At 38.2% G+C, this 13,661-nt stretch carries 12 protein-coding genes, 1 tRNA gene and 2 pseudogenes; 4 read left to right on the top strand and 11 right to left on the bottom strand.

Annotation, left to right across the window (positions count from 1 at the left end; all coding sequences use genetic code 11):
- Positions 1–811 precede the first annotated feature (811 nt).
- A complete protein-coding gene (locus ACZ5B7_RS10580) occupies positions 812–2,656 on the bottom strand; it encodes a M6 family metalloprotease domain-containing protein (protein WP_464493676.1) in 1,845 nt (614 codons plus the stop codon).
- 248 nt (positions 2,657–2,904) lie between these two features.
- Between ACZ5B7_RS10580 and ACZ5B7_RS10575 the strand changes: the two genes are divergently transcribed.
- Positions 2,905–3,648 (top strand): YwaF family protein, encoded by a 744-nt coding sequence (locus ACZ5B7_RS10575; protein ID WP_464493675.1) that lies wholly within the window; start codon positions 2,905–2,907, stop codon positions 3,646–3,648.
- A 212-nt stretch (positions 3,649–3,860) separates the two neighbouring features.
- A tRNA-Arg gene (locus ACZ5B7_RS10570) sits at positions 3,861–3,934 on the top strand.
- Between the two features lie 510 nt (positions 3,935–4,444).
- Here the strand turns inward: ACZ5B7_RS10570 and ACZ5B7_RS10565 are convergent.
- Together ACZ5B7_RS10565 and ACZ5B7_RS10560 are read right to left on the bottom strand one after the other, a co-directional pair.
- Complete coding sequence (locus ACZ5B7_RS10565) at positions 4,445–4,933, bottom strand: CBO0543 family protein (RefSeq protein ID WP_464493674.1); 489 nt, start codon at positions 4,931–4,933, stop codon at positions 4,445–4,447.
- Positions 4,934–5,076: 143 nt separating this feature from the next.
- Positions 5,077–5,331, bottom strand: coding sequence for a hypothetical protein (locus tag ACZ5B7_RS10560; protein WP_464493673.1), 255 nt, complete (start codon positions 5,329–5,331; stop codon positions 5,077–5,079).
- A gap of 390 nt (positions 5,332–5,721) precedes the next feature.
- Between ACZ5B7_RS10560 and ACZ5B7_RS10555 the strand changes: the two genes are divergently transcribed.
- The gene (locus tag ACZ5B7_RS10555) at positions 5,722–6,309 is read left to right on the top strand and encodes a hydrolase (protein WP_241113833.1); all 588 of its coding nucleotides are present in this window, start codon (positions 5,722–5,724) and stop codon (positions 6,307–6,309) included.
- 113 nt (positions 6,310–6,422) lie between these two features.
- Here ACZ5B7_RS10555 and ACZ5B7_RS10550 read toward each other — a convergent pair.
- From ACZ5B7_RS10550 to ACZ5B7_RS10520, 7 genes and pseudogenes are all read right to left on the bottom strand, one after another.
- Positions 6,423–6,815: pseudogene (locus ACZ5B7_RS10550) on the bottom strand (NAD(P)H-dependent oxidoreductase); the annotation flags it as partial.
- A 42-nt stretch (positions 6,816–6,857) separates the two neighbouring features.
- Positions 6,858–7,181 (bottom strand): 2Fe-2S iron-sulfur cluster-binding protein, encoded by a 324-nt coding sequence (locus ACZ5B7_RS10545; RefSeq protein WP_464493672.1) that lies wholly within the window; start codon positions 7,179–7,181, stop codon positions 6,858–6,860.
- Between the two features lie 30 nt (positions 7,182–7,211).
- Complete coding sequence (locus ACZ5B7_RS10540; protein WP_464493671.1) at positions 7,212–8,543, bottom strand: glycoside hydrolase family 18 protein; 1,332 nt, start codon at positions 8,541–8,543, stop codon at positions 7,212–7,214.
- Positions 8,544–8,585: 42 nt separating this feature from the next.
- Positions 8,586–9,218: a sporulation-specific diadenylate cyclase CdaS gene (gene cdaS, locus ACZ5B7_RS10535; protein WP_464493670.1), complete on the bottom strand. Its 633-nt coding sequence runs from the start codon at positions 9,216–9,218 to the stop codon at positions 8,586–8,588.
- 478 nt (positions 9,219–9,696) lie between these two features.
- Positions 9,697–11,115, bottom strand: coding sequence for an MFS transporter (locus ACZ5B7_RS10530; protein WP_464493669.1), 1,419 nt, complete (start codon positions 11,113–11,115; stop codon positions 9,697–9,699).
- A 32-nt stretch (positions 11,116–11,147) separates the two neighbouring features.
- A pseudogene (locus tag ACZ5B7_RS10525) lies at positions 11,148–11,477 on the bottom strand (fructose-bisphosphatase class II); the annotation flags it as partial.
- A complete protein-coding gene (locus ACZ5B7_RS10520) occupies positions 11,453–11,557 on the bottom strand; it encodes a fructose-bisphosphatase class II (protein WP_464493668.1) in 105 nt (34 codons plus the stop codon). The gene ACZ5B7_RS10520 and the pseudogene ACZ5B7_RS10525, both read right to left, overlap by 25 nt.
- A 386-nt stretch (positions 11,558–11,943) precedes the next feature.
- On the opposite strand from ACZ5B7_RS10520, the gene ACZ5B7_RS10515 reads away from it, so the two are divergent.
- Positions 11,944–12,255 carry a winged helix-turn-helix transcriptional regulator gene (locus tag ACZ5B7_RS10515; RefSeq protein ID WP_213140690.1) on the top strand — a complete coding sequence of 104 codons (312 nt, stop codon included), beginning with the start codon at positions 11,944–11,946 and terminating at the stop codon, positions 12,253–12,255.
- Between the two features lie 93 nt (positions 12,256–12,348).
- Here ACZ5B7_RS10515 and ACZ5B7_RS10510 read toward each other — a convergent pair whose 3' ends face one another.
- Entirely contained in the window at positions 12,349–13,623 is a 1,275-nt protein-coding gene (locus tag ACZ5B7_RS10510) for a diguanylate cyclase domain-containing protein (RefSeq protein WP_464493667.1), read from the bottom strand.
- Between the last annotated feature and the right edge of the window lie 38 nt (positions 13,624–13,661).

The following is a 13,661-nucleotide window of genomic DNA, read 5'->3' as shown; positions in this document are numbered from 1 at the left end:
TTTCCTCCACCGTTTAAAAACTTTCGATTATCTTCGACAAACAATTATATCATAATTGTGGGGAATTTTTGTTGGTAGAAAAAACTATCTCTATTGCTGTTAATAAATTCTTTAGCTTATCGATGTTATATACTTCTAAAAAGGTATAATCTAATCAACCAGAGTCAGGATTGCACTGGCAGTTCGGGCGTTATGAGTCTTCATAATGACTGAGGACTTGATTCCTCGAGCCGTTCGGGCATTATGACTCCTTTATAACGACTGGGGACCTCATTCCTCGTGCCGTTCGGGCGTTATGAGCCCTTCATAACGACTGGGGACTTGTTTCCTTGTGCTGTTCGGGCGTTATGACTCCTTCATAACGACCGGCGACTTGTTTCCTTGTGCTGTTCGGGGTTATGAGCCAGTTCATAACGACTGGCGACTTGTTTCCTTGATCCGTTCGAGCGTTATGAGCCCTTCATAACGACCGGGGACTTATTTCCTCGAGCCGTTCGGGCATTATGACTCCTTTATAACGACTGGGGACCTCATTCCTCGTGCCGTTAGGGCGTTATGAGCCAGTTCATAACGACTGGCGACTTGTTTCCTTGTGCTGTTCGGGCGTTATGAGCCCTTCATAACGACCGAGGACTAGTTTCCTCGTCCCGTTCCGGCGTTATGAGCCCTTCATAACGAACGGCGACTAGTTTCCTCGTCCCGTTCGGGCATTAAAAATCGATCATTTATATAACAGACTTCTTCCTAGATATTAGAAGAAACAATAATAAAGAAACCTGAGCTAAATAAAAGCCCAGGTTTCTTTGTTTTTTTATTTTGTACCTTCATTCGTACTATAGAAGAACTTCGCGGTAATGGAACCATCCCCATTTTCTTTAATATCCGTTACATGAATACCAGAATCAGCTGGTGTCGCGCTATTGCCCTTCCAAAAATAGTAGGAACCTGTGTGAACATTGGACGTAGTTGGTGTAATCTTGGAACCTGTCTTAAAGAAATCCCCTGCATCACCACGGTTCTTATTTTTCTCTAAGTCATATTTTCCGTCCGCCTGCACGACAGATAATCCATAGTGAGTAACAACTGTGCCGTCACTGGCTTTCGCTGACTGGTTATATTGGAAACGTTTGTTCATCCAGTTTTCCACGTTATTCGGGCGGAAGCCAGCAGACTGATAGAGGCTAATGATATTTTCGTCAACATGCCATGCAACCAAGCCATGGGAATCTGTACCCTGGCGGATTAGCCCTTTGTTAAAGCCGTCCTGCTGGACATTTTCGAATAAGAAATATTCTGTTCCATTGGAGCCTGGCACTTCCATTTTAACGATGCCATTATTCGCAGCAGACCTACTAATTGCCGGCAAGGTAATTGTTTGTACACTATCCCCCGGTTTAACCTCAATCGGCTCAGCCCATCCTAAGAATATTTTTGAAAAAGGATCAAAGTGTGTCGGTGAGTTTCCTGAATATGCACCACTGTCCGGATACCGCATCCAGGAACCGCCGGCCATCATCGAGTAGTTCCCAACACCTTCGGATGAATACGCAGTATCATAGAAATCCGGCAATCCTAAAGCGTGGCCGAATTCATGGGCATAAACCCCGGCAGTAGCAGGATATGGACCCGTTTTCGATGCTTCATCGTAACCACCAGTGGCTTCGTTAAATCCAGCGACGTTCCCGCCGATGGCAGGCTGGATGTTGTAGTTATTGACGATAACTCCGTCGTAGGTCATGTCTTCCGCAATCGTTTTATTAATCCAAGCCCCTTGGCTCATACCTGCATAAACATCTGCAGGTTTACCAGTTTCATAGTATTTGCCATAGTACAACGCACTTAATAGATTCCACTTATGAGACCAGAACTGAGCAGGGTCAGCGCTCCACTCTGCACCCGTTCCTTCATGGATAATAAATACATTTGGAACTTCCCCTTCTTCGTCAGCATACTTCGAAAAATCAATTTGTTCATCAGCAGCCTTTAGAAGGTCACGAACGAATTCACCTGTGTGGGCATCGCCGTTTACGTTACCTAAAACATATTTACCACTTTCAGCATACGTACCTTCTTGATCTAAATAGTAGGAAGCACCTTTAGGCAGTTCCACCCAAACAAACTCTGTGTTTTCCTTACGAACAAGGTTCACTTTGTCATAACTAGATTCTTTATAAGCATTATGCATCGTGCGATCAGTTGGTGCTTTCACACCATTAAATTCTGCATATTGTTTGAAATAATCCAACTCATAAGGGTTATACTCATCACCAAAAATCAAATCCTCATAGTAATGCGCTGGCACCTGTCCTTTCAGGTCCCCAATCGGCTCGTCACTATCTTTATATTTAGCCAAAATAACAAGTACAGGCACATCACCGTTTGCGTCACGGTATGCAACATGATTGTATCCGGCCTGCTGGAATTTTGCCCCTTGATTTGCCAGTTTTTCTGCAGGGTCAACCTTTGAAAGATCTTTTCCCAGCTTCTTAGCTTTTTCAGCTAGTTCCGGAGCCGCACCTACATAATGGGCCAAACTTAAACCATATGTACTAGAAGCCTGTTTTGCTTCCCCGTCCGGCTGGAATCCCGCCAATGCAATACTTCCTGCCAACGCCAATGTTAGACCGGTTTTCGATAATACTTTTAACAAGAGCATCCCTCCTAATAAAATCGTACTATTCAAACATATCAAAATTTCCCAGTAGTCAAAAGGTACTTAATCCCCGTAACTTTAGTAACATTTTCAATTTTTATAAGATGTAAGACCTACGATACAAATTCAAAAATACCATTGTAAAATTTTGTAATAATTTGCAAACCGATAGGTCCTTACAAGCAGAATATAAAACGGTCATAATATACTTAGAAGTATTTAAAATCGAATGGGAAAAGGAGATGGTATCAATGGGTTGGTTCGGGGGCAGCTATAAAGACTATGACTTTGAAATGTTCTCAAACAGTCATTGGGTGATCATTGCCATCTTACTTCTAGGATCCACTGCAATTTTTGTAAATCGGGGAAAATTTTTCGACAACAAAAAATGGAGAAAAGTAGAGATTGGGGCAGCGGTCTCGTTAATTTTAATAGAACTGACCTATCATTTCTGGATGTATATTAATGGAGACTGGGACGTTAGTCACGCTATTCCATTAGAACTCTGCAGCATCAGCTTAATTTTGACTGTACTTTTGTTACTAACCAGGAAGAAAATCATATACGAAATTTTGTTGTTCACAGCACTTTTGGGTGCGTCACAGGCCATTTTTACCCCAGCCTTAAACTTTGACTTTCCGCATTTTCGTTTCTTTCATTTCTTTTACACGCATTTGATGGACATCTGGGTAGTGTTCTATTTCACTTGGGTTAAGGGCTACCGCCCAACGCTTTGGTCTGTCGTAAAGCTTTTTGTTTTCTTAAATGTGCTGATGCCAATCATCATGTGGATCAATAAACTTGTCGGCGGAAATTATATGTATTTAAGCCACAAACCGAAAACAGCAAGTTTATTAGACGTCTTGGGGCCATATCCATACTATATTTTATCGCTTGAAGGGCTGTTAATCTCGCTAAGTCTTATCGTCTGGTTAATTTTCCGGGAAAAAGGAAACGGAAACACCAAAAAAATTAAGGAACTGCCAATTCGCTAAAATTCATTATTGACCTTTTTCGATGTTCGAATTATAATAATAAACGTTCCACAAATTTATTTGTCCCGATAGCTCAGCACGTTCGAATCCGCTCCCTTGAATATGCTTTAGCGTACTGACCGAGCTGCTGCTTGATTAAGCTTACTGAGGTCAGGACGGGATTTAGCCATACTTTTTGCGTGTGATGGAACTAAATATTCAGTTGTAAATTTGTCCCGATAGCTCAGCAGGATAGAGCAACAGTTTCCTAAACTGTAGGTCGGAGGTTCGAATCCTCTTCGGGACGCTAAATACCCTGAAAATGTTGTTTGACGCTATTTAACCGTTCATTTATGTTGGTTAATACTTAGCGTAAAAACAACGTTTTTTTTGCTACACTGTAGGACATGAAATTTTGTGGCTATAGGACAAGAAGCCACCCAGAGGGGCTACCCATAATTGGGACAGCCTCTTTTCTGTTTATAGGAGAAAAAACAGCAAGTACACAGGAATTTCCTATTATTCCGAATATAATGATGATGTTTCCCGGTATAGTGCCTAGTGCCATCTGCCTCTTTCAATATCCGGAAAAATACCCCATTCAGGACGTACATACAAACACCCTTGCCGATGCAAGGGTGTTTTTGATTTGCTCTCTTTGTTTTTCTAAAACACTCAGTAGGTTCCCAACCCTTTGTAGCTTACCATCATTCCGAGCCCCTTCCCGCTTTCCTTTAAGGAATAATACGGAGAGCCAAGTTTGGCGATTTGCTCTTGGCTCATCCCGATTCCTTTGTCCAAATGAATCATCTGTACTTTAAGATTCGGTTATATCTTGCTTGCCTTTTAACTTATCTAATATTTTTATTAACCCAATAAACCCTCTAATTGTAAACAGTGTGAAATTAACACTGACAAATGTATGTAGAGGTGACCATTTTTTCCATTTAAATAAACCAGTGTTTTTTTCCATAATCCATTGCCCCACACTCATTGGTACACTAAAAATTAAACTTTTTAACAAAATTTTACCGAAATTATCATTGTACGATATCTTTACCCAGATCACACTTAAAATCGGGAAAAATAACATGTCATAAATAATATTCGTTTTAAAAATTTTTGGAAAAGGACGAACTGGATATTCAAGTTTTTGTTTTCCAACAACATAAGCATCAACTAAAGTAGCAAGAACACCTTTTGAGAAAAAAATCAAAAGATTTTCTCTCATTTTTGGTCCCTTGAATAAAAATGGAAAAGAAGCAATACATACTGCTAGTAATAAGTTTAACAACTTTTTCTCCACCTATTAACATCCTCTCATTTTCTGTAATCGTGATAACCTTAAATTGCCCAAAACAAATCTTTAATACAGGTAGTTTTTAGAATTTTTTTAAAAGAAAACTAACGAAACTTTTCTATGGATTAGGTCGTTGACTCATGATTTTTTTAACCTTTTGAATGGTAATTGAAATCAAAAATAAAAGTGTTACATAAATGTATTCCAGTATACAAATCAATGGCATGTTGGGTAGAATAAGCAGAACCTGATCGCTTATTCGTTCCGATAACCCAATCATAGGCATATTGAGGAATTCCAAGCATCAACTTGGATTTATCAACAACAGAAACAGCATAATCAAGGGTTGCTTTTACTTTGTCTATTGGAGCAATCGGACCGAAGGCCCCCCTGGCCAATGCCAATAATACTTCATCAAAAACATTTTATCTAAGCACTTCCCAAGTGTTCGGTAATCATAGGCTGTAGAATAAGATGGGTTCTGATCCCCTTCTTTTGGCGGTACCGCCATAATAACTTCCATTCCTGCCTAGAACAATATGGGGATATAAATAGTGAGGAAATTTTATTAACAAGAGTAAATCACCCCGTATGGTCTTTATGCATATACTTTGAAGAATTAAATTTTTAGTCCCAAAAACTCTGGAGGAATTAACATGAAACCTGTAGTTTATAGGTGCCCATTTTGTAATAACCATTTTTATGGTATTCCTTCCGGAGTCCCCGGAAGTTCAAAGAGAACCACATCAGGCCGCCAATTTCGGCGTTTGCTTACTCCGACTGACCATATCCTGATGTTAACCGACCATCAACCGCAAATGGTTTTTTCGGTCCAATCACACGATAGTGCACTCCTGCGCAACAATATTGCCGGATTGGCAAAAACCGCGAAATTATTCAGGATCCCTACTATATTGACATCAATAACCGCGGCAACTTTCAGCGGTAAAATTTTATCAGAAATCCAATCAGTCTTTCCTGATCAAATACCTATTGATCGAACAACGATGAATGCATGGGAGGATCCCAGAGTAGTAAGACAAATCAATGAATATAGGAAACGAAAAATAGTGATCGCCGGTCTTTGGACAGAGGTATGTTTGCTCGAACCGGTTTTGAGCGCTATCTCTGACGGATATGAAGTGTATTTTGTCTCGGATGCCTCAGGTGGGGTGAGTAAAGAGACCCACGACATGGCCGTCATACGTATGACACAAGCTGGAGCAACCCCAATTACTTGGCTACAATATTTGCTAGAGTTACAACGTGATTGGGCTCATAAAGAAACCTACAATGGGACACTCGATATTGTTAGACAGCACGGAGGTGCTTACGGATTGGGAGTTATTTATGCTAACGAGATGTTTGGACTTATTACGTAAGAAAAGAGATAGTGATTTTGCTGAAGACTATTATTAGTTTACAATTTTTAAGATTTTTAGATAAAGACAGAAAAACTAACCGGAGGCCCGATTAGTTTTTTATTAAAAAATTATTAATTTGTTTTTTTTACCCATTCTGCTATGGTAACAGTGCGTTTTGCCTGATGTTTCACGGCATCTTGAATGGCAAGGACATCTTCAACCATCTTACCTGACTGATCTACTGTTACGCTGGTTCCATACGGATTTCCACCGGCCCCGAAAATGACTTGATTTGTATACCCTGGTGCTGCAATAATGGCTCCCCAATGATGCATCGTCGTATATAATGATAATATTGTGGCTTCCTGACCACCGTGTGAATTTTGTGCAGAGCTCATTGCACTTACCACTTTGTTGATAAGTTTTCCATTAAACCAAAGACCACCTGTTGTATCTAAGAACTGTTTCATTTGAGATGGCATATTACCAAATCGGGTTGGTACACTAAAAATAATGGCATCTGCCCGCTTTTTGCTGTATGATGGTAACTTAAGTTTTTATATTTTTTAATCTTCAGGCCTTGGACCTTTATCCATCCCCGAATTTTCAACGGTCATTACTGGTCGCACCTCTAAATCTTCTTCCACACGGATTTGACAGGACAGGCGCAAATGATCATCAAAAATTCCCTTCTCATAAAATGCAACTTTCTCAACATTTGTTAAATCGCAATATTCACCGCCCAAAATTTCTACTCTGCAGGTTGTACATTTTGCCCTCCCACCACATTTGTGCAGTATTTTTACACCGTTGTCTTCTAATGCTAATACCAATTTTTTACCACGTTCAATATCAAAAGTTCCATGTCCCAAAACAGTGATTTTGGGCATTTTTGTACCTCCATATCTATAAATTTGTAATTAATGTTTATGCACATTAAATTCCTCAAGCAGCATTTTTTCTGTTTGAGGCATGGTTAGACCTAAATGCCAGCAGCCCATTCCAGCTAATCCATATTGACGAACAAGACGGAATTTAACAAGCAGGCTTCTTGGGTCTTCAAACCATACTTCATGTAGATTTCCTTTTTTATCAACATAACGGAACCAGGGGGCAGCAGCATTTTCATCGTAATGAACTTGGCTTTGGTATCCAGTATATAAATCAATGGCATGTTGGGTGGAATAAGCAGAACCTGATCGCTTATTCGTTCCTATAACCCAATCATAGGCATATTGAGGAATTCCAAGCATCAACTTGGATTTATCAACAACAGACACGGCATAATCAAGGGTTAATTTTACTTTCTCTATTGGAGCAATCGGACCTGAAGGACCTCCTGGCCAATGCCAATCATACGTCATCAAAAACATTCTATCTAAGTATTTCCCTAGTATTCGGTAATCATAGGCAGAAGAATAAGATGGGGTCTGATCCCCTTCTTTTGGCGGTACCGCCATCATAACTTCCATTCCTGCCGGATGTAGCTTGGCAGCTAATTCCTGAATAAACTGGTTAAGGTTTGCCCGATCTTTTGTCTTAACCTGTTCAAAGTCAATTACGACTCCTTTGTAATCATGGCTATCTAAAAGCGAGTAAATATTTTTGACAAATTTCTGTCTTAACCACGGCGTGCTTATTAACTTATGAGTTAGGTTCGGATCAAACCCCTTTTCACTTAAATTTGTAAGTGTTGCAAACGGAGGGAGGTTCTTATTCCATGCAATCTTATTAGCCTGGTTTTCGGGTGTTTCAATGATGTTTCCTTGTTCATCGGACCTATACTCAAACACGAAGATACTAGTAAGTGTACTTTTATAATTTTCCAACATCCAAGCATTAGAATTCTTATCTTTTGGAACAAAATAGGTGCCTGTCCAAATATTCATTTTTGGCGGACGTGGAATACTCAATTTCTGACCTGGAATAATTACACGGCTTTTTAAACCATTTTGCCGCATTAATGTTTCCTCACTAATAGCGTGTCGATTAGCAATTTCCCATACACTTTCACCGGGTTGAACGACATATGTCTCACCAGGTATTAATAAAGACTGTCCAAGCACAAGTTGAGTATTCTTTGCTAAACCATTTAGCTTAGCAAGATCGTCTTTGTTGATTTGGTATTTTCTCAAAATTTTGGACAGGCTGTCACCAGATTTCACTTCATGGATTACTTGGGCATATGTATAAATGGGAGTCATTAAAACCATGAAAACTGTTAAAAGGAAAAATAATATTTTTTTAGTCATAGGGAGCCTCCTGAATAAATTTATTTCAAGTGTGTAACCTAACTACCCTACAAATTTAATGGGTTTAGTGGTATTAATTGGATATAGTTTTCCGTTCAGGGCAAATGAAATTCTACCCGTTTCTTCGGAAACAACCAATGCCAGTGCATCGCATTGTTCTGAAATTCCAAGAGCTGCTCGGTGCCGTGTCCCTAGTTTTTTTTCTTCTATTATAGTTGTGGTTAAAGGAAGAACATTTCCTGCCGAAATAAGTTGGTTTCCCCGAATTAAAACAGCCCCATCATGCAAAGGGTTGCCCGGATAAAAAATGGATTCTATTAATTTAGGCGTTACTAATGCTCCAATTGCTGTTCCTATTTGAATATTAGGTTCAACCAAATCACGACGTTCCACAACGATCAGTGCACCATGCCTATGTTTCGAAAGGTGCTGAACAGAGGTGGATAAATCTTTATAAGTGTCCGTAAAAGATGATAAATAGCAATTCAAATAAAAAGAAGCAGCCATTGATTCAATTTCCATTAGATGATCTTTAACATCTTCGAGACTTCCCAACAAACAATAATTTTCATTACCAAGTACATTCAAGTTAGATTGGAGCATAAGAATTAGATGTTGAATTCCATCTTCTAAATGTTGTTTCATAGGTGAGAAGTCACAATTATTGCTGTCCATGAATGATCACTCCATATCCATATTTTGCTGTCGGACTATTGAACATTAAATTCTGTTAGCAATATCTCCTCTGTTTGCGGCATAGATGTGCCTAAATGCCAGCAGCCCAATCCTCCTAATCCGTATTCTTTCACTAGCCGAAATTTTGCAAGAAGACTCCAGGGATCTTCAAACCAGACTTCATGCAACTTTTGATTTTGATCAACATACCTAATCCAGGGAGAAGCAGCCGTATCATCATAAAAAATTTAGCTTTCATGACTAAGGTACCGGTCAATCGCACCCTGAGTAGAATAAGATACCCCTGTCCGCTTTTCACCTGTAATGGTCCAATCATAGGCATACTGTGGTATGCCTAATTAACAGAAGCGATGCAATTGTTTTAACCATCTTGAATTACCCCTTATTATTTTGCTATAAGGTAGTATTTGTTAGTTGTTTCATTTATATGAGAAGGAAAGAAAAAACAGTAATTCTATCACTTTTTAGTCTTCCTTTGTTCAGCTAAATCAATCGATAGCTGTTTCATGCGTTGCTTCGTTAATGGATATAGAAAGACTAATATAAAGAAAATCAATAAATAGATAACTGCAGGTACGATGGTAGCTAGTTGATAAAGTCCATTCAGCGTACCTTGGGTTTGAACTGCACGTGCTGCATCATAGCCAATGGCTGTAATGGCAAAGCCGCCGATACCTCCAGCAATGGCTTGACCAACTTTGCGGGCAAAAGAATAGAAAGAATATACTGTACCATCTTCTCTTAAACCGGTCAGAAATTCATGGTAATCGATTACATCCGTAACAAAAGCCCATATCATGGTATTAAAGAAGGCATATCCAAACATTCCTACAGCTGAAATGGCAATGAATTGAGTTGTTGATAAATTTGGGAGGAGGTATAAAAGCATATATACCGAACCTGCTATTAACATTCCTATTGATGTAGTCTCCTTTTTACCAAATTTGTTCACTAACGGTTTTACTAAAGGAATAGCAATAAATACAGTGACTGTTTGAATAATCCCGATAATACTCAATGCTGCTGTATTGTGGAAGTATTCTTTAAACAAATATACGTTAACTGCACCCATCAGCATCGTACTCATCATGAATATTAGTGATGCTGAAAGGATTGCGAGTAATGGTTTGTTTTTAAATAGCCCTTTTATTGTTTTACTTAACTTTGCTTTTGGCCCTTCATTTTCATCCAACATGATCCGTTCAGTCGATAATTTATAACATGCAAGGTAACACGCGTAAGAAAGTATACCAAAAATTACGGCTGACATTAGAAATCCATTCGCACTTGCTTTATTGTCTACAAAAATAATCAAAGGTCCAACAGCATTGATAATTAAACTTGCCAGCATCGCTCCAATTGTTCTGAATGTTGATAAAGATGTCCGCTCAATCGGATCATTGCTGATGACTGAGGCCATTGAACCATATGGAATATTAACAGTACTATATAAAGTTCCCCATAGGATATAAGTGACAAATGCATATGCTTCATAAAACCCTTTAGACATTCCTGGTATATGAACGAACATTAATACTCCTGAAATAACGAGAGGGAGTGACATTCTAAAAATCCATGGTTTAAATTTGCCATTTTTACTTGCTTTTCTTGTGTCAATGAACCTACCCCAGGTGACATCAGCAAAAGCATCCCACAAACGTGCAACTAAAAAAAGAATCCCAACAAAAGCTGCACTAATTCCATAAATATCTGTATAATACACCATTAAGAATGAGCTAACTAAAATAAAGAAAAAGTCATTCCCAAAATCCCCAAACATATAGCCAACTTTATCCCTAAATCCAAATGGTCTAATCATATCATTTGCAGTGTTTTTTTCGGAATTTATCATTTTTTTAAAGGCACTTTGACTCATTTGTATCCCTCATTTCTTTCATCACGAATACGTTATCGTTTTTGACCCAACGTATGTTGTCCTTCAATAAATCGAACAGTCCCTGTTTTAGCCCGCATCACAACGGAATGAGTTGTTCCAATTTTTCCTTTATATTGCACTCCTCGTAAAAGCTCTCCATTCGTTACACCTGTCGCAGCAAAATAGACATCATCGCCTTTCACGATGTCATTCATTAATAAAACTTTATTAAAATCGGTTATGCCCATTTGATTTAACCGAATTTTTTCCTCTTCTGATTGCTGAATCAGTTTGCCTTGAAAATCTCCACCTAAGCTTTTTAGGGCTGCTGCTGCAATTACACCTTCAGGTGCTCCGCCAGAACTCTCCCCAGCCACCGGCCCGCAGCAAGTGCAGCAGCTTCCGTTACTCGAACAAGTTCCATTGATAAATTTCGGTCCATTCTTAATTCCTCCATACATTTCAAATTTTTATCTTCAATTTAATAATCTCGGTTCCGAGATAAAATACAAAAAATAATTCCTATTTCCTGAATGATCCCCCCTATAATTTAAACTCATACCATTTTAATTTTTCCTGGTATCAAAATGACTTTTTCATGATTCACTATTCGAATAAAGGTTCAATTATCTGGTTACTTTATGTAACCATAATAACTATTTGTAACTATATTGTCAATTTATATGTGTCAATTTTGTGAATGAACCAGGACAAAACTTTTGTTTTGGTAATTAAAATCCAGTAGATACTTTATTTTATTAACTGACTCTGTTATTATTAAATTATAGTTATTAAAAATAACCTAGGAACCATTAGGGGTGTTTATATATGGATACAGAAAATAAATTATGCAGCAAAGTTGAAGAGTGCTATCATATAATGGGAAAGAAATGGATGGGATTAATTGTCCATACACTAATGGCGGAACCGAAAAGATTTAGTGAAATTCATGCCTTTATACCAGATTTAAGCAAAAGAGTATTAAATGAACGGATGAAAGAGCTTGAGGACAATGGGATTGTGTTAAGAAATGTTATTGCAGACCGTCCTGTACGGACTGAATATTCGCTAACAAAAAAAGGTACAGAACTTGGACGATCGCTCAAAGCTTTAGAAGAATGGGCAGACAAATGGTTATAAAATAGAAATACCTCCTCATTTTAAATTTAGTGAAAAACACACTTCAGTTTGAAGTGTGTTTTTTATTGTTAATTAGTAGTTCCCGTTTTAGTTCTAACTATAAAATTTGAGTTGATTTCTCGTTTCTTTCGCTAAATATAAAGCTTGATCAGCATGATCTATCAACATATCGCTGTTCGATCCATCCATAGGAAAAATAGAAATACCAACACTTGCTGTTGTTTTAATGAGTTGTCCCTTAATTTGGTAAGGCTGTTGAAGTGTTTTATATAGCCTAAAAGCAATCTTGTTAACACTTTGTAAATCCATATTGTCCTTCAACAGGATTAAAAACTCATCGCCGCCTATTCGACTAATAACACTATTTCCTCTTACACTATTTATTAATCTATTAGCAAACTGTTTAAGAAGCTCATCTCCCATTTCATGACCGAGAGAATCATTTATTTCTTTGAATTTGTCCAAATCCATATACAATAAAGCAAGCTGCTCTCCCTTTTCACTTGCAGACTCAATGGATCGTTCCAGCAACTGAGTAAAGCTCCGCCTGTTCTTAAGTCCTGTCAGCGGATCGTGATAAGCCATATTTTCCAACTCTATTTCGTATATTTTTCTATCTGTTATATCCTTAAATAGAATTTGCATGACCGATTCGCCATTATAAACCATCGGGATTGCAGTGATCTCCACAAAAATTTCCTTTTTATCAAACCGAACCAATCTTTCTACGATAGGAATTGGTTTTTCACCATCACTGTTTTTAATCATGTCAAGTAACCGAAGCTCGATACTTTCTTTATTTTCCGCATCGAAAAACCCCCAAATCGATCGGCCAATAATATACTTCGTATTTTCTTGTCCTAAAAACTTAACTCCAGCTGGATTCGCAAAAACAATATGATGTTTATTTTGAACAATTATCGCCTCTGGTAAAAATTCAACAAGTTTTCGATAACAGACTTCACTTTCCTCTAGCTGCCGCTGTATTTCCATTTGTTCTGTAAAATCTTTATACATGCCCACAGCAAGAATTTCACCCTTGTTTATAGAGCGGTAGGTTGCTAAAATATCTAGTATTTCCCCATCTTTACTCCTTCTTTTTATAAGACTATAATTAATATTTTCTCCTTCTCTTAATTTATTTAAAAATGCGTCATGCTGTTCTTTTGTCATGTTATGCAAAGCTGGGGGTGGAGTCAGCCCCCTTATTTCCTGTATTCCCCATCCTAATATATCTGTAAAAGTTGGATTTGCATGAAGTATAGCTCCATCTTGACCAATTAAAAAAATGGCATCATTAGTATTTTCCCAAATGAGTTCAAGTGCTTCTTCTCCAATTTTGGAATGATCTAATAACAGACCAGTCATTTCATTTCCCCATTTCTTCTATTCGTATCAATCCTATA

The organism is Neobacillus sp. S1115 (assembly GCF_055385565.1).
Note: the sequence above shows the minus strand (reverse complement) of the source record. Positions and strands in the feature narration are given on the sequence as shown.